Source organism: Pseudomonas sp. NFACC08-1 (assembly GCF_900106735.1).
Lineage (GTDB): Bacteria > Pseudomonadota > Gammaproteobacteria > Pseudomonadales > Pseudomonadaceae > Aquipseudomonas > Aquipseudomonas fluorescens_Q.
In genome coordinates, this window is record NZ_FNNL01000001.1 from 342,234 (window position 1) to 358,552 (window position 16,319).

Sequence of the window (16,319 nt, forward strand, 5' to 3'; positions counted from 1 at the left end):
GTGCAAATCGCCTGCAAAAAAGATGGGCTACGATATCACAGCGACCGCTATGGAACAGCGGCGCCCACAATCAGGGAGATGCCATGAGTATTCGCGATTGGCCCGTGGCCGAGCGGCCAGGGGAGCGGTTATTGGCGCTAGGGGCGGGGAGTCTATCGGACGCCGAGCTGCTGGCGATTTTTTTGCGCACCGGCGTGTCGGGCAAAAGCGCGGTGGATCTGGCGCGACAACTATTGATTCAATTTGGCAGCCTGCGCGCGCTGCTTGAAGCCGATCAGATCACATTCAGTAATCATATGGGGCTCGGACCGGCGAAGTTTGCCCAACTGCAAGCGGCTCAGGAAATGAGTCGTCGGCATTTGGCTGAACGGGCACGGGAAAAGACCACGCTGGAAAGCCCGTTCGCGGTGCGTGAGTACCTGAAATCGATGTTGCGTCACGAACCCCACGAGGTGTTCGGGTGCCTGTTTCTCAATGCCAAGCACCAGGTGCTGACCTTCGAGGCGCTGTTCCGCGGCTCTATCGACAGCGCCAGTGTCCATCCCCGGCAGGTCGTCAAGCGCGCCCTGGCCCACAACGCCGCTGCGTTGATCCTGTGCCACAACCACCCCTCCGGCAACACCGAGCCCAGCCAGGCCGACCGGGTGCTCACTGAGCGGCTTCAGGAGGCGTTGGAACTGATCGATGTGCGGGTGCTCGACCACTTCATTGTTGGCGATGGGGAGCCGCTGTCGATGGCGGAGCATGGGTGGATGTGAGGCAGCGGCAAGCTGTCAGCTTCAAGCCGCAAGTTCAGAGCCGGGTGTGATCTGCTCTTGAGCTTGCAGCTTGCAGCTTGCAGCTTGCAGCTTGCAGCTTGCAGCTTGCAGCTTGCAGCTTACGGCTTGAGCCTGACCTTCGAGTAATCCTGCCGCCCAAACGGGCTGACCGAGTAACCCTGCACATCCTTGCGGGCCAGGGCGAACGCGGTCGGGTGCGCCAGGGGCAGCCACAGGGCCTGTTGCTGGATCTGGGCCTGGGCCTGCTCGTAGAGCTTGGCCCGCACGCCTTGTTCGCCGGTGGTCTTGCCGGCGCTGATCAGTTTGTCCAGGTCGGGATTGCAGTAGCGGGCGAAGTTGGTGCCGGACTTGACCGCCGCGCAGGAAAACTGTGGCGTGAGGAAGTTGTCCGGGTCGCCGTTGTCGCCGGCCCAACCCATGAACAGCAAATCATGTTCGCCGGCCTTGGCGCGACGGATCAGTTCGCCCCATTCGATCACCCGGATCTCGGCCTGGATGCCGATCTGCGCCAGGTCGGACTGCAGCAGTTGCGCGCCGACGCTGGGGTTGGGGTTCAGCAGGCTGCCGGAAGGGCGGGTCCAGATGGTGGTCTGGAAGCCTTCCTTCAAGCCGGCCTTGGCCAACAGGTCGCGGGCCTTGGCCAGATCATGGGCGTAGCCGGGCAGGCTTTTGGCGTAGCTCCAGGTGTTGGGCGGGTAGGGGCCATTGGCGGCTTCGGCGGTGCCTTCGAAGACGCTCTTCAGGTAGCTGGCCTTGTCGAAGGCCAGGTTGATGGCTTGGCGCACCTCAGGCTTGTCCAGCGGCGGATGCTGGCTGTTGATGGCCACGAACGCGGTCATGAAGGCGTCGGTCTGCTCGACCTTCAGCGTAGGTTCTTGCTTGGCGGCTTGTACGTCCAGCGGCTTGGGCGACAGGGCGATCTGGCATTCGTTGCGACGCAGTTTCTGCAGGCGCACATTGGCATCCGGCGTGATGGCGAAGACCAGCGGGTCCACTTGGGGCTTGCCGCCGAAATAGGCGTCGTTGGCCTTGTAGCGAATCGAGGCGTCCTTCTGGAACCGGCTGAAAATGAACGGGCCGGTGCCGATCGGCAGGCTATTGAGCTTTTCCGGCGTACCGGCCTTCATCAACTGATCGGCGTATTCGGCCGAGTAAATGGAGGCAAAACCCATGCTCAACGTCGCCAGGAAGGTCGAGTCGGCGTGATCGAGGGTGAAGCGCACGATCAACGGGTCCAGCGCATCGACTTTCTTGATCAGCGCTGGCAGTTGCATGGACTGGGCGTGGGGGAAACCGCTTTGCGCCACCTTGTGCCAGGGGTTCGCCGGGTCGAGCATGCGCTCGAAGCTGAACTTCACGTCCTCGGCGGTCAGGTCGCGGCGCGGCGTGAAGTAGTCGGTGTGGTGGAACTTGACCTGTGGCCGCAGCTTGAACACGTAGGTCAGGCCATCGGTGGAGACTTCCCAGCGCTCGGCCAGGCTGGGGACCACTTTGCCGCCGGCGGTATCGAAGTCCACCAGGCGGTTCATCAGCACGTCGGCGGAGGCGTTGGTGGTCGTCAGGGAGTTGTACTGGACGACATCGAACCCTTCCGGGCTGGCTTCGGTACAGACGCTCAGGGCGGCGGCCAAGGCCTGTGGGGTGATCAGCAGAGGGGCGAGCAACAATGGTAGGGCAGCGAGGCGCATGGTCGGTTTCCTGTGCAAGTCGAAGGCCCATCTGCGAGTGCAGTCTGGAAAAGGCCTACCCTAGTGGGCTCGCCGCTAAATGACTATCCCCTTTTTGCATTTTCCGGCACTCTGCGCCAACGCGTGGATGGACTAAAAATCGCCACAGGTGAAAAAAACCTGCATGCAGCGACGAGCGGTAAGGTGCTGTGCCAGCCTCTGCCCCCGCCGCCCGGGGCGGTTGGTCGATGATTCGCCATGAAGACAAATCACATCGGCTGTTGTTGCGCTGTGGTCTTTCTGGTATAAAGCAGCGCTCTTTTCTAGGGGCCCGGTTCCTTCACTGTAGGTGTAGCCGGTAAGACCCTTAAAGAAACGCGGCGCCTGGCGCCAAATGACTGAGAGATTAAGCGGCCAACCCATGCCGGGTTGGGCATGTGGTTTTAGAGGGCTGAGGCATGTCGAGAGTCTGTCAAGTTACCGGTAAGGGTCCGGTGACTGGGAATAACATTTCCCACGCAAACAACAAAACCCGTCGTCGTTTCCTGCCGAACCTGCAGCATCACCGCTTCTGGGTTGAAGAAGAGAAACGTTTTGTGCGTCTGCGCGTATCTGCCAAGGGCATGCGTATCATCGACAAGCGTGGCATCAGTGTCGTGCTGGCCGAACTTCGTCGCGATGGCAAGGTTTAAGGGAGCTAATCATGCGTGAATTGATTCGTTTGATCTCGAGCGCCGGTACTGGTCACTTCTACACTACCGACAAGAACAAGCGTACTACCCCGGACAAAATCGAGATCAAGAAATATGATCCGGTTGTTCGCAAGCACGTGATCTACAAGGAAGGCAAAATCAAGTAATTGATTTTTCCCTTCTTACGAAAAAGGCCCGTATCGCGAGATACGGGCCTTTTTTGTTGCGCTCGGATTGTGTGGTCAGCGACGAGGGGGTCAGCCGCAGTTGATGCTGACAATGATCCTGTCGGCGTCGGTGTGCAGGTTGATCCGGCGCGGACGCAGGTCCCAGCTCGACGGATATTTCGGGCCTGTGGCGCGGACGGGGGCTCCATTGGCCAAGGCGCGAACCTCTTCAAGCAATTGAGGGGTGCATTTTTGGCCGATGGTGTATTGGGCGATGGCGAGATCGCATTGATCGGGTACGACGGGCATATTGCCTCCTTGCAATAGTGATAGGGTCAGGGCGCTCACCTGTCGGTTGGCCGCACGTTCTGTGCGTGCCGTTGCGACGATAAAATACGTGATGCCCGTGAGCAGTCTTATCTGCTGCGCTGGTCTTTACCAGCGATAGAGTGTCAGCTTCTTTTTCGGCGGGGCTCAAGCCTTCTGCTCGAACACCACGTAAATCTTGCGGCACGGCTCCAGCACTTCCCAAGTGCCCTGGAAACCCGCTGGGATCACAAAGCGGTCGCCAGCCCGCAGGGTCTTGGCATTGCCATTGTCGTCCCGCAGCACGGAAACACCCTGGACGATCTCGCAATACTCATGCTCGGTGTAATTGACCGTCCACTGGCCGACGGCGCCTTCCCATACGCCCGCGTTCATCTGCCCGCAGGGGCTGCTGTAATGGTTGAACACGGTTTGCTCGGGGTCGCCCTTGAACACCTTGGCCGGGTCCGGGCGATAACGTTCGGCGGTGGTATTGGCCTGGCTGAAATCGACGATGTCCTGAATGCTCATGCGGGTGATCCCCAGTGATCGCTTGGAAGGCTTCGAGTCTATGTTTATTAAAACGAACATCGCAAGGTCGTTTGCCCGCGTTGTGTCAAATATATTGAAACATGACCAGCCGCTGGTTTAGGGTGGCGGGTGCCCTATGCCGAAAACGGCGCCGAAACCAGGCTGGTTGGGCAGAATACTTTTGAGCGCTGCGCACCGCGCGGCGTTCGTACTCAATAAGAGGAGGACACACGCATGACCACCCTGACTCGTGCCGACTGGGAACAACGCGCCCGCAACCTGAAGATCGAGGGCCGCGCCTTCATCAACGGCGAGTACACTGATGCGGTGTCCGGCGAAACCTTCGATTGCCTCAGCCCGGTCGATGGCCGCCTGCTGGGCAAGATCGCCAGCTGTGACGTCGCCGACGCCCAGCGTGCGGTCGAAAACGCCCGCGCCACATTCAGTTCCGGCGTCTGGTCGCGCCTGGCACCCAGCAAGCGCAAAGCCACCATGATTCGTTTTGCCGGCCTGCTCAAGCAGCATGCCGAAGAACTGGCCCTGCTCGAAACCCTGGACATGGGCAAGCCGATCAGTGATTCCCTGAACATCGACGTTCCCGGCGCGGCGCAAGCCTTGAGCTGGAGCGGTGAAGCCATCGACAAGCTCTATGACGAAGTGGCGGCTACGCCGCACGATCAGTTGGGCCTGGTAACCCGTGAGCCGGTGGGTGTCGTGGGCGCTATCGTGCCCTGGAACTTCCCGTTGATGATGGCCTGCTGGAAGCTCGGCCCGGCGCTGTCCACCGGTAACTCGGTGGTGCTCAAACCGTCGGAAAAATCCCCGCTGACCGCTCTCCGCATCGCCGCACTGGCGATCGAGGCCGGCATTCCGAAGGGCGTGCTGAACGTGCTGCCAGGCTATGGCCACACCGTCGGCAAGGCCCTGGCCCTGCATATGGACGTCGATACGCTGGTGTTCACCGGCTCTACCAAGATCGCCAAGCAACTGATGATCTACTCCGGCGAATCCAACATGAAGCGTATCTGGCTGGAAGCCGGCGGCAAGAGCCCGAACATCGTGTTCGCCGATGCCCCGGACCTGCAAGCCGCCGCCGAATCCGCCGCCAGCGCCATCGCCTTCAACCAGGGCGAAGTTTGCACTGCCGGCTCGCGGCTGTTGGTGGAGCGTTCCATCAAGGACACGTTCCTGCCACTGGTGATCGAAGCCCTCAAGGGCTGGAAGCCTGGTAACCCTCTGGACCCGGCCACCAATGTCGGCGCCCTGGTCGATACCCAGCAGATGAACACCGTGCTGTCCTACATCGAGGCCGGTCACAGCGACGGCGCCAAACTGGTGGCCGGCGGCAAGCGCATCCTTGAGGAAACGGGCGGTACGTACGTCGAGCCGACGATTTTCGACGGCGTGAGCAACGCGATGAAAATCGCCCAGGAAGAGATTTTCGGCCCGGTCTTGTCGGTCATTGCCTTCGACACCGCTGAGCAGGCCATCGAGATCGCCAACGACACGCCGTACGGCCTGGCCGCGGCGGTATGGACCAAGGACATCTCCAAGGCCCACCTGACCGCCAAGGCCCTGCGTGCCGGCAGCGTCTGGGTCAACCAGTACGACGGCGGCGACATGACCGCGCCGTTCGGTGGTTTCAAGCAATCGGGTAATGGTCGCGACAAGTCGCTGCATGCGTTCGACAAGTACACCGAGCTGAAGTCGACCTGGATCAAACTCTGATCCCTTTTGTGGGAGCGGAAGATTTGCGGTAGACACACATCCCCTGTGGGAGCGCGCTTGCTCGCGATCGCGGTATGACAGTCGACGACTTTGTTGAATGTTGCGCCGCTATCGCGAGCAAGCTCGCTCCCACAATGTTTTGGGTGGCGCTTGGGATTGATAACTGTCCACAGGAGCGTGGAAATGCGTTGGGCGACCTATTTCGCCGTGTTGGCGTCTGTCCTGAGTGTCGGCCTGGCCTTGGGCGTGAGCATGCCGCTGGTGTCGCTGCGCCTGGAGGGCTGGGGTTATGGCTCGTTCGCCATTGGCGTGATGGCCGCCATGCCGGCCGTGGGGGTGTTGCTCGGGGCCAAGGTGTCCAGCCGGCTGGCGGCGCGGTTTGGCACGGCAGCGTTGATGCGTCTGTGCCTGTGGGGCGGCGCGGTGTCCATCGGGTTGCTGGCGTTGCTGCCCAGCTATCCGGTCTGGCTGCTGCTGCGCCTGTTGATTGGCGTGGTCCTGACCTTGGTGTTCATTCTGGGTGAGAGTTGGATCAACCAACTGGTCATTGAGAAATGGCGTGGGCGACTGGTGGCGCTGTACGGCAGCAGCTACGCCTTGAGCCAGTTGTCCGGCCCACTGCTGCTGGGCGCGCTGGGGACCGCTCATGACTACGGGTTCTGGGTGGGTGTCGGTTTGCTGCTGATCGCACCCTTACTGTTGCTGGGCCGTAGCGGTGCGCCGAGCAGCGAGGCCGGCAGCGTTACGTTTGGCGACTTGTGGACGTTTTGCCGAGGCTTGCCGGCGATTGCCTGGGCGGTCTCGTTGTTCGCTGCGTTCGAGGCCATGATCCTCACGTTGCTGCCGGTGTATTGCCTGCGCCAGGGCTTCACCGCCGACGTAGCGCTGGCCATGGTCAGCACCGTGGTGGTCGGTGATGCCCTGTTGCAGTTGCCCATTGGTGCCCTGGCTGATCGCGTGTCTCGTCGGGCGCTGTTGACGGGCTGTGCAGTGGCGCTGACGTTATCGAGCCTGGCGGTTCCGCTTTTGATCGATACCCTGTTGATCTGGCCGCTGTGGGTGCTGTTCGGCGCCAGTGCCGGCGGTTTGTTCACGTTGTCGCTGATCCTGATCGGCGAGCGTTACCGTGACGATGCGCTGGTGCGGGCCAACGCCCACGTCGCGCAACTGTGGGGCCTTGGTTGCCTGATCGGGCCACTGGTGGCGGGGGCGGGCAGTCAGTGGATCAGCGGGCATGCGCTGCCTTTGTTCATGGCCGCAGGGGCGTTTGGCCTGGTGATCCTGCTGTTGCGCCAGGGGGCGTTCGGGGCGACCCAAGCGGCCTGAGCACACCAAACCCCTGTGGTGAGGGAGCTTGCTCCCGCTCGGTTGCGCAGCAACCGCAAAAGCCGGGACTGCTTCGCAGTCCAGCGGGAGCAAGCTCCCTCGCCACAACAGCGGGGTGCCCCTACAGCATCCGCTCCAACCCGATCGTCGTGCTGAACCAGGCATTGAATCGGCGCCACCAACTGCCCGGTTCGCGGTTCAGGTCGTGCGTCTGGCCATTGTCTTCGGTGGTCCAGACGAGCGTTCCATCCTCCAGCCTGGCCTGATAGCTCAGGGCTGGCGCCATGCCCTGCAAGGCCAGTTCGCGCACTTGGCTGGCGAGTTCAGGGCTGTCCACCAGCACGCCGACTTCGGTGTTCCACAGCACCGAGCGCGGGTCGAAATTGAACGAGCCGATGAACGATTTCTGCTGGTCGAAGATGATCGCCTTGCTGTGCAGGCTGGAGTCCGATTCGCCGTAGGATTTGCTGTAGAACAGGTGCGGGCTGCTGCCGGTGTCGCCCGGTTGTCGTCGCAGTTCGAACAGGCGTACGCCATGTTGCAACAGGGCCTTGCGGTACGGTGCATAGCCGCCGTGCACGGCGGGCACGTCGGTGGCTTCCAGGGAGTTGGTCAGCAGGCTCACCGACACGCCGGCATCGGCGCGACTGGTCAGGTACACCAAGCCTGGCTGGCCGGGGACGAAGTAGGCGGAAATCATGATCAGTTCTTTGCTGACACCCGTCAGCTCGGGGGCCAGTTGGGTGGTCAACAACAGTTGAGGGTCCGGTTCGTCCTTGGCCAGCACTTTGCTGGGCGCGTCCCACAGTGCCTGGTTCCAGGCCCAGATCAGCTGATCGCGCCAAGTGTCCAGGCGCGGTTGGGTTTTGTAGGCGGTCAGCTGTTGGTAGAGCGCGTGATTTTCCTTTTGGGTCTGCTCCATGGATTCTTGCAGGCGCAGGCGGCTGTTGGCCAGGTCCTTGGGCGTGGGGCGATGGGACAGGAACTGCTCGATGGGTTTGCTCAGGGCGCTGTTCCAGTACTGGTCGAAGCTGTGACCCAGTTGTTCGGCCACCGGGCCGACACTGAGCAGGTCGATGTCGGTGAAGTTCAGGTTGGGTTCGGCGTCGAAATACTCATCGCCCAGGTTGCGACCGCCGACGATGGCCATGCTGTTATCCGCCAGCCACAGCTTGTTGTGCATCCGGCGGTGTTGCTGCGAAAGGTTGAGCAGGCGGCCGAGGCTGCGAGTCACGCCGGTGGCACGTCCCAGGTGCAGCGGGTTGAACAGGCGGATCTGGATCTGCGGATGAGCGGCGAGGGTGGCGATGATCTGATCCTGGCCATCGCTGGTGGTGTCGTCCAGCAATATCCGTATGCGCACGCCCCGGTCGGCGGCCTTGAGCAATTCATCTACCAGCATCCGCGTGCTGATGCCGTCATGGACGATGTAGTACTGCAAATCCAGGCTGCCTTGGGCGTGGCGAATCAACTCGGCCCGGGCAATGAACGCGTCGGTGCTGTCCGATAGCAGCCGAAAGCCCGAGCGTCCTTCATGGGCGGCAGCCTGGGCCTGGACCGAGCGGCCGAACGAAGATTCGGCGGCCGGTAAGGCCTGGGAGGGCTCGCGGGTGACATCAAGACCGGCGCAGCCGCTCAGCAGTGAGGCGACTAACAGCAGCGCAGGCAGGATCGGTCTGGATCTCACGTAGGATCGTTCCGCTTGTTCACGTTGATCGGCTGTTGGGTGCTGCTTCCCTGGGTAAAGTTCAGACGACGTCGCGCTGGGTTTCGTTCAACAACGCGATAGCGGCGGTTCCCACCTTGCGTACGGCCTCTTCGATCTGGGCCGTTGGCTTGGCAGCGTAGTTCATCCGCAGGCAGTTGCGGTACTTGCCCGATGCCGAAAAGATGCTGCCGACAGCGACCTGCACGCCTTGGTCGAGCAGGACCCGATTGAGCTTCAGCGTGTCGAAGCCTTCCGGCAATTCGACCCACAGCATGAAGCTGCCCCGCGGGCGACTGGCCCGGGTGCCCGGTGGGAAATAGCGGCTGACCCAATCGATCATCACGTCGCGATTGCGCTGGTATTGCGTACGCATCCGGCGTAAATGGGGTTCGAAATGCCCACCCTTGAGAAATTCGGCAATGGCGATCTGCGGTTGTGGCGCGGTGGAGCCGGTGCTGATGTATTTCATGTGCAGTACCCGCTCCAGATACCGGCCCGGCGCGACCCAGCCAATGCGCAGTCCTGGCGCCAGGGTCTTGGAAAAAGAACTGCAGAGCAGGACGCGGCCGTCTTCATCGAAGGACTTGATGGTGCGCGGGCGAGGGTAGGTGTAGGCCAGTTCGCCATACACATCATCTTCGATGATCGCCACGTCGAAGCGCTGTGCCAGGGTCAGCAGCGCGCGTTTATTAGCGTCGGGCATGATGTAGCCCAGCGGGTTATTGCAGCTGGGAGTCAACTGTATGGCCTTGATCGGCCATTGCTCCAACGCCAGTTCCAGGGCATCGAGGCTGATGCCGGTGAGCGGGTCGGTGGGGATTTCCAAAGCCTTCATGCCCAGGCCCTTGAGGGTTTGCATGGCCCCGTGAAAGCTGGGTGAATCCACTGCGACGATATCGCCTTGTTCGCAGGTGGCACGGATGCTGACCGACAGGGCCTCATGACAGCCAGTGGTGACGATCAAGTCGTTGGGCCCCAGCTGGCAGCCGGAGTCCAGCGACAGCCGGGCGATCTGTTCACGTAGCGCGAGGTTGCCGTAGATGTTGTCGTAATACAGGCCGGGCATGTCTTGTCGGCGGCTGATCTGCGCCAGGCTGCGCAGCAGCGGTTTCATGGTCGGCGAATGGATATCCGGCATGCCGCGTCCCAGTTGCACCACGTCCGGGCGCGGTACGGCGCGGATCAGTTCCAGCACCTGGTCCCACTGGGAAATATCCACTGGGCGCTGGGCCGGACGGCCTACCACCGGCAGGTCCGGCAGTTCGCGGCCCACGGGTACGAAATAGCCGGACTTGGGCCTCGGCATCGCCAGCCCGCTGTCTTCCAGCACGCGATAGGCCTGCTGCACCGTACTCAAGCTGACCCCATGTTCCGTGCTCAATGCCCGCACTGATGGCAGCCGGTCGCCGGGGCGGTAGAAGCCCTGTTCGATGCGGGTACCGAGCAATTCGGCGAGGTTCACGTAGAGGGTCATGGTGCGCTCCCGATGAGATGAGGTAACTGCAACCAATACAGTTGGGGTGGAAAATGGCAATTCAGTGCCGTTAATGCTGAATCTGTATGCTTATAAAAGAAATCAGTTGAATCTGTATCGCTTCAAGCCGTCCGCGCATCATGAAACCTCTGGCTACCCAAGTAAACAGGAGCGATCAAAATGAACGGCTTGAGCGATGTGCGGCTGACGTTACACAGTCAGGAATTGGCGGCAGGGCGAGAGAAAGGGCTGCGCAGCGCGACATTGCGCAATGCGCCGTCCGGCCTGAACCGCTGGGCCCTGTTCTGGCATCGTCTGCATACACGCAAGGCCTTGTTGGAACTTACACCCGAACAGTTGCGTGACATCGGGCTGAGTCGGGAGCAGGCACGGGAGGAGGGGCTCAAACCGTTCTGGCGGCTTTGAAGCAATAGGAACCCGGTGGCGAGGGAGCTTGCTCCCGCTGGGCTGCGTAGCAGACCTTCTTTTTGCGGTTGCTGCGCAACCGAGCGGGAGCAAGCTCCCTCGCCACCGGATCCGGGACTAAACCAGCTCTTTCAACCGATGCCACAACATCCCCAGCGCCAACAGCGGTGAGCGCAAATGCTTGCCTCCCGGGAAGGTCATGTGCGGGACCTGGGCGAACAGATCGAAACCGCTGCTGTGTTGCCCGCTGATGGCTTCGGCCAACAATTTGCCAGCCAGGTGCGTGGCATTCACCCCATGGCCGGAATAGGCCTGGGCGTAATACACATTGGGTTGGTCCTTGAGCCGACCGATCTGTGGCAAACGGTTGGCGCCGATACCAATCATCCCGCCCCATTGATAATCGATTTTCACATCCGCCAATTGCGGGAACACCTTGAGCATCTTCGGACGCATGTAGGCGCCAATATCCTGCGGGTCGCGACCGGAATAGTGACAGGCCCCGCCGAACAGCAAGCGGCGATCCGCCGAAAGCCGATAGTAATCCAGGGCCACGCGTTGATCGCAGACCGCCATGTTCTGTGGCAACAACGCCTGCGCCTGGGCCTGGCTCAAGGGTTCGGTGGCGATGATGTAGCTGCCAGCGGGCAGCACCTTGCCGCCCAGTTGCGGATTGAGTCCATTGAGGTAAGCGTTGCAGCCCAGCACCAGCGTTTTGGCGCGGACCGAGCCCTGTTGGGTGTGCACCTTCACTTCAGGACCGTAGTCGATGTGTGTGACCGCCGATTGCTCGAACAGCCTGACCCCCAGCTGTTGCGCGGCGGCGGCTTCGCCCAGGGCCAGGTTCAGCGGATGCAGATGCCCCGAGCCCATGTCGATCAACCCACCGACGTAGCGATCCGAACCCACGACGCTGTGCATTTCGTTGGCTTGAAGCAGTCGGGTCGGATGGCGATAACCCAGGCTGCGCAGTTCTTCGGCGTCTTCGGCGAAGCCCTCCAGGTCGCTGGGCTTGTTGGCGAGGTCGCAGTAACCCCAGGTGAGGTCGCACGGGATCTGGAAACGCTCGACGCGCTGTCGGACGATTTCCACGGCCTCAAGGCCCATGAGCTTCATCTGGCGCACGCCGTCGACGCCGATGATCGGCGCAAACTGATCGAGGCCATGGCCGACGCCACGAATCAATTGGCCGCCGTTGCGCCCGCTGGCGCCCCAGCCGATCCGGTGCGCTTCCAGCAGCACCACGCTCATGCCGCGCTCGGCCAGTTCGATGGCCGTGTTCAACCCGGAGAACCCGCCGCCGACCACGCAGACATCCGCCAGCAGTTCACCCTGCAGCAGCGGATGGTCCGGTTGCGGCAGGCTGCTGGCGGCGTAATAAGAGGCGGCGTGCGCGTGGCTCGGGACAGGTTGCTGAACACGGGCGTTCATGTGCGTAATCCTGATTTTTGTGTTTGAGAAATTTTACGGAGCATAAGCTGGCGATTCCTTACTGGGCAACACCGGTCGGCTGGCGCTGTCTGGTGCGCGGCTTTTAAGGCAGAATCCTGGACCGTCTCCTTCGGTAACCGCCTCGATGAGCTGCAACAGTCAAAAAATCCGCACGCTACGCCAGCAGATTCCCTCGTTCGAGTGCGTACCGGGCTGCCATGACTGCTGTGGTCCGGTGACCACCTCGCCCGAGGAAATGGCCCGCTTGCCCCGCAAGACCCGGGCCGAACAGGACGCGGCCATGGACGCACTCGACTGCGTGCACTTGGGGCCCGACGGTTGCACCGTCTACGACGAGCGCCCGCTGATCTGCCGGCTGTTCGGCACCACGGCGACCTTGCCGTGTCCCAATGGACGGCGGCCGGTGGAATTGATTCATCCGCGGGTCGAGAAGCAGATTCATGAATACATGGCTGCTAATCGGCAGGTTCTAGTCTAGTGAGATCGTTCCCATGTTTCGCGTGGGAATGCTGCCCGCTCGCGAAAGCGGTCCGGAGCCAGGCTCAATCCGGAATCGGCAGGTTCAAGCTCTCCTTCACCTCTTCCATCACGATGTAGCTCTTGGATTCACGCACATGGGGCAGCTTGAGCAGGATGTCCCCCAGCAGCTTGCGGTACGAAGCCATCTCGGAAATCCGTGCTTTCACCAGATAGTCGAAATCCCCTGACACCAAGTGACATTCCAACACGTGAGGCAGTTTCAGCACGGCGCGTCGGAACTCTTCGAACGTGTCGCCGGATTTGTAGTCGAGGCTGATCTCGACAAACACCAGCAGGCTACCCTTCAAGTGCTGCGGATTGAGCCGGGCGTTGTAGCCCATGATGATGCCCTCACGCTCCAGGCGCCGTACCCGCTCGGTGCAGGGCGTGGTGGAGAGGCCGACCTTTTCCCCCAGCTCGGTGAAGGAGATGCGCCCGTCCGCCTGGAGAATGCGCAGGATATTGCGGTCGATCTTGTCCAGCTCACGTTTGGTCTGGGTGTTGGTACGCACAGGTGATGCGCCTCCGTGAAAAGGGTTTTTGCCGAGAATTCTCGCCAAATATAGGCGTTTATATAGTGAAAAGCACTGGCTGATCTTTTTTACACTGCGACCATCAAAGCTATGTACAACAAACGTCAGCGGTTATCCGCGATGAGGGCATCAACATGCGCGTTCTGGTCTTGGGTAGCGGCGTCATCGGTACCGTCAGTGCTTATTATCTGGCCCGTGCCGGGTTTGAAGTGGTGGTGGTCGACCGTCAGCCGGCGCCTGCCATGGAAACCAGTTTCGCCAACGCCGGCCAGGTGTCGCCGGGTTATGCCTCGCCGTGGGCCGCGCCGGGCGTGCCGCTCAAGGCCATCAAGTGGCTGCTGCAGCGCCACGCGCCGCTGGCGATCAAGGCCACGGCCGATATTGACCAATACCTGTGGATGGCACAGATGCTGCGCAACTGCACCGCCAGCCGCTATGCGATCAACAAGGAGCGTATGGTGCGCCTGTCCGAGTACAGCCGTGACTGCCTCGACGAGCTGCGCGCCGAAACCGGCATTGCCTACGAGGGCCGTAGCCTGGGGACCACCCAGCTGTTCCGCACCCAGGCCCAGCTCGACGGCGCGGCAAAAGACATCGCCGTGCTGAAAGAGTCGGGTGTGCCGTTCGAAGTACTCGACCGCGAAGGCATCGCCCGGGTCGAGCCGGCCCTGGCCAATGTCACCGACATTCTGGCCGGTGCCTTGCGCCTGCCCAACGACCAGACCGGCGACTGCCAGATGTTTACCACGCGCTTGGCGGAAATGGCCGAGAAGCTCGGAGTGCAATTCCGCTTCGGCCAGGATATCCAGCGCCTGGACTTCGCCGGTGACCGCATCAACGGTGTCTGGATCGACGGCAAGCTGGAAACCGCCGACCGCTACGTCCTCGCCCTGGGCAGCTACTCGCCGCAACTGCTCAAGCCTCTCGGGATCCGTGCACCGGTGTATCCGCTCAAGGGCTACTCCCTGACCGTGCCGATCACCAACCCGGCGATGGCGCCGACTTCGACCATTCTCGACGAAACCTATAAGGTCGCGATCACCCGCTTCGACAACCGTATTCGGGTGGGCGGCATGGCGGAAATCGCCGGTTTTGACCTGTCTCTCAACCCACGTCGGCGCGAAACCCTGGAGATGATCGTCAACGACCTTTATCCTCAGGGCGGCAATCTGGCCGAGGCGAGTTTCTGGACCGGCTTGCGCCCGACCACTCCGGACGGAACGCCAATCGTGGGCGCCACGCCCTTCAAGAATCTGTTCCTGAACACCGGCCATGGCACCCTTGGATGGACCATGGCCTGTGGTTCCGGTCGCCTGTTGGCCGACCTGATGGCGAAGAAAAAGCCGCAGATCAGCGCCGAAGGCCTCGATATTTCCCGTTATGGCAGCAAACACCAGGAGTCTGCAAAACATGTCAATCCAGCGCCAGCTCACCAATGACCGCATGAGCCAGGTTGTCGTGCACAACGGCACCGTTTACCTGGCCGGACAGGTCGGCGACGACATGAACGCCGGTATTGAACAGCAGACCCGCGAAAGCCTGGCCAATATCGAGCGCTTGCTGGACCTGGCCGGAACCGACAAGAATCGTTTGCTATCGGTGACGATCTACTTGAAGGACATCGAGGCTCACTTCGAAGGCATGAACGCGGTCTGGGACAAATGGTTGCCCAAGGGCGTCGCCCCGGCCCGCGCCACGGTGGAAGCCAAGCTGTGCGAACCGGAGATCCTGGTAGAGCTGTCCGTCGTGGCCGCGTTGCCTTAAATACCGGCCCAAACGATCCCTCTCCCGGTGCTGTTGGTGGTTCATGCTGTCAGCCAGCACCGGTTTTTTATTCATGACCGCCTAGAAGCCTGCCGCCATGCGTCCTGCCCGTGCCCTGATCGATCTCCAAGCCCTGCGTCACAATTACCAATTGGCCCGCGAAGTCACGGGGGCCAAGGCCCTTGCGGTGATCAAGGCCGACGCCTACGGGCACGGCGCGGTGCGTTGCGCCGAGGCGCTGCAGGACACGGCAGACGGGTTTGCCGTGGCCTGCATCGAAGAAGCCCTGGAACTGCGGGCCGGTGGGATCCGCGGACCGATCCTGCTGCTGGAGGGTTTTTTCGAGGCCAGTGAGCTGCCGTTGATCGTCGAGCACGATTTCTGGTGCGTGGTGCATTCGTTGTGGCAGCTCGAAGCGATTGAAAAAGCCGCGCTGAGCCAGCCGATCACGGTCTGGCTCAAGCTCGATTCCGGTATGCACCGGGTCGGCCTGCATCCGGCGGATTACCAAGCGGCCTACCGTCGCCTGCTCGCCAGCGGCAAGGTGGCGAAGATTGTCTTGATGAGTCACTTCGCCCGTGCCGATGAACTGCACGATCCCAGCAGCACTGAGCAACTGGCGATATTCGACAAAGCCCGCCAGGGCCTGGTGGCGCAGATCAGCCTGCGCAACTCACCGGCCGTGCTGGGCTGGCCGCAGGTACCCAGCGACTGGGTGCGCCCGGGCATCATGCTCTACGGGGCCACGCCCTTCGACGAGCCCAACGCCGTCGCCTCGCGCCTGCAACCGGTGATGACGCTGGAGTCGAAGATCATCTGCGTGCGCGAATTGCCCGCTGGCGAACCGGTGGGCTACGGTGCCCGTTTTGTGACCACGCAACCGACCCGGGTCGGGGTGGTCGCCATGGGGTATGCCGACGGCTACCCGCGCCAGGCGCCGAACGGTACGCCGGTGCTGGTGGATGGGCAGCGCAGCCAACTGGTCGGGCGGGTGTCGATGGACATGCTGTGTGTCGACTTGACCGATGTCCCCCAGGCCGGGCTCGGCTCGACCGTGGAGTTGTGGGGCAAGAACATCCTTGCCAGCGACGTTGCCAAGGCCGCCGACACGATCCCCTATCAGATTTTCTGCAACCTGCGGCGGGTGCCACGGCTCTATTCCGGGCATTGACGTACGGCGTCGGCTACCGAAAGTCGCTTCACCGCACAGGATTCGGGTCCAAGTGTTGTAAATACTGAACGCTGTC

The 16,319-nt window shown here is 61.6% G+C and carries 17 protein-coding genes; 10 read left to right on the forward strand and 7 right to left on the reverse strand.

What is annotated here, in order from left to right; all coding sequences use genetic code 11:
- Nucleotides 1-83: 83 nt before the first annotated feature.
- A complete protein-coding gene (radC, locus tag BLU76_RS01535) occupies nt 84-758 on the forward strand; it encodes a RadC family protein (RefSeq protein WP_092221260.1) in 675 nt (224 codons plus the stop codon).
- A 119-nt stretch (nt 759-877) separates the two neighbouring features.
- Here radC and BLU76_RS01540 read toward each other — a convergent pair whose 3' ends face one another.
- Nucleotides 878-2,467, reverse strand: a complete 1,590-nt coding sequence (locus BLU76_RS01540) for an ABC transporter substrate-binding protein (RefSeq protein WP_092148291.1) — start codon at nt 2,465-2,467, stop codon at nt 878-880.
- A 437-nt stretch (nt 2,468-2,904) separates the two neighbouring features.
- On the opposite strand from BLU76_RS01540, the gene rpmB reads away from it, so the two are divergent.
- Nucleotides 2,905-3,138 (forward strand): 50S ribosomal protein L28, encoded by a 234-nt coding sequence (gene rpmB / locus BLU76_RS01545; RefSeq protein ID WP_003177273.1) that lies wholly within the window; start codon nt 2,905-2,907, stop codon nt 3,136-3,138.
- Between the two features lie 11 nt (nt 3,139-3,149).
- Nucleotides 3,150-3,305, forward strand: coding sequence for a 50S ribosomal protein L33 (rpmG, locus tag BLU76_RS01550; protein WP_003177274.1), 156 nt, complete (start codon nt 3,150-3,152; stop codon nt 3,303-3,305).
- A 90-nt stretch (nt 3,306-3,395) separates the two neighbouring features.
- On the opposite strand, the gene BLU76_RS01555 is transcribed toward rpmG, so the two are convergent.
- Nucleotides 3,396-3,614, reverse strand: coding sequence for a peptidase inhibitor (locus BLU76_RS01555; RefSeq protein ID WP_063323806.1), 219 nt, complete (start codon nt 3,612-3,614; stop codon nt 3,396-3,398).
- 165 nt (nt 3,615-3,779) lie between these two features.
- Nucleotides 3,780-4,142: a cupin domain-containing protein gene (locus BLU76_RS01560; protein ID WP_072343141.1), complete on the reverse strand. Its 363-nt coding sequence runs from the start codon at nt 4,140-4,142 to the stop codon at nt 3,780-3,782.
- A 234-nt stretch (nt 4,143-4,376) separates the two neighbouring features.
- On the opposite strand from BLU76_RS01560, the gene BLU76_RS01565 reads away from it, so the two are divergent.
- Both BLU76_RS01565 and BLU76_RS01570 read left to right on the forward strand, forming a co-directional pair.
- The gene (locus BLU76_RS01565; protein ID WP_092221262.1) at nt 4,377-5,870 is read left to right on the forward strand and encodes an aldehyde dehydrogenase; all 1,494 of its coding nucleotides are present in this window, start codon (nt 4,377-4,379) and stop codon (nt 5,868-5,870) included.
- A gap of 183 nt (nt 5,871-6,053) precedes the next feature.
- Nucleotides 6,054-7,196 (forward strand): MFS transporter, encoded by a 1,143-nt coding sequence (locus tag BLU76_RS01570; protein WP_092148288.1) that lies wholly within the window; start codon nt 6,054-6,056, stop codon nt 7,194-7,196.
- A 121-nt stretch (nt 7,197-7,317) separates the two neighbouring features.
- Here the strand turns inward: BLU76_RS01570 and BLU76_RS01575 are convergent, their stop codons facing one another.
- Together BLU76_RS01575 and BLU76_RS01580 are read right to left on the reverse strand one after the other, a co-directional pair.
- A complete protein-coding gene (locus BLU76_RS01575; protein WP_092221264.1) occupies nt 7,318-8,883 on the reverse strand; it encodes a phospholipase D family protein in 1,566 nt (521 codons plus the stop codon).
- Nucleotides 8,884-8,944: 61 nt separating this feature from the next.
- A complete protein-coding gene (locus tag BLU76_RS01580) occupies nt 8,945-10,378 on the reverse strand; it encodes an aminotransferase-like domain-containing protein (protein ID WP_072343125.1) in 1,434 nt (477 codons plus the stop codon).
- 180 nt (nt 10,379-10,558) lie between these two features.
- Here BLU76_RS01580 and BLU76_RS01585 point away from each other — a divergent pair, with 180 nt between their 5' ends.
- A complete protein-coding gene (locus BLU76_RS01585) occupies nt 10,559-10,804 on the forward strand; it encodes a DUF1127 domain-containing protein (RefSeq protein WP_092221266.1) in 246 nt (81 codons plus the stop codon).
- A 117-nt stretch (nt 10,805-10,921) separates the two neighbouring features.
- Here the strand turns inward: BLU76_RS01585 and BLU76_RS01590 are convergent, their stop codons facing one another.
- Nucleotides 10,922-12,235 carry an NAD(P)/FAD-dependent oxidoreductase gene (locus tag BLU76_RS01590; protein WP_092221269.1) on the reverse strand — a complete coding sequence of 438 codons (1,314 nt, stop codon included), beginning with the start codon at nt 12,233-12,235 and terminating at the stop codon, nt 10,922-10,924.
- 145 nt (nt 12,236-12,380) lie between these two features.
- On the opposite strand from BLU76_RS01590, the gene BLU76_RS01595 reads away from it, so the two are divergent.
- On the forward strand, nt 12,381-12,734 hold the full coding sequence (locus BLU76_RS01595) for a YkgJ family cysteine cluster protein (RefSeq protein WP_063323814.1): 354 nt from the start codon (nt 12,381-12,383) through the stop codon (nt 12,732-12,734).
- Between the two features lie 64 nt (nt 12,735-12,798).
- Here BLU76_RS01595 and BLU76_RS01600 read toward each other — a convergent pair whose 3' ends face one another.
- The gene (locus BLU76_RS01600; protein WP_003206849.1) at nt 12,799-13,287 is read right to left on the reverse strand and encodes an Lrp/AsnC ligand binding domain-containing protein; all 489 of its coding nucleotides are present in this window, start codon (nt 13,285-13,287) and stop codon (nt 12,799-12,801) included.
- 155 nt (nt 13,288-13,442) lie between these two features.
- Here BLU76_RS01600 and dadA point away from each other — a divergent pair, with 155 nt between their 5' ends.
- From dadA to alr, 3 genes are all read left to right on the forward strand, one after another.
- Nucleotides 13,443-14,747, forward strand: coding sequence for a D-amino acid dehydrogenase (gene dadA, locus BLU76_RS01605; protein WP_092148276.1), 1,305 nt, complete (start codon nt 13,443-13,445; stop codon nt 14,745-14,747).
- On the forward strand, nt 14,719-15,072 hold the full coding sequence (locus BLU76_RS01610) for a RidA family protein (RefSeq protein WP_003206844.1): 354 nt from the start codon (nt 14,719-14,721) through the stop codon (nt 15,070-15,072). Before dadA ends, BLU76_RS01610 begins: the two co-directional genes overlap by 29 nt.
- Nucleotides 15,073-15,169: 97 nt before the next feature.
- Nucleotides 15,170-16,243, forward strand: coding sequence for an alanine racemase (alr, locus tag BLU76_RS01615; protein WP_092148273.1), 1,074 nt, complete (start codon nt 15,170-15,172; stop codon nt 16,241-16,243).
- The last annotated feature ends 76 nt before the right edge of the window (nt 16,244-16,319 follow it).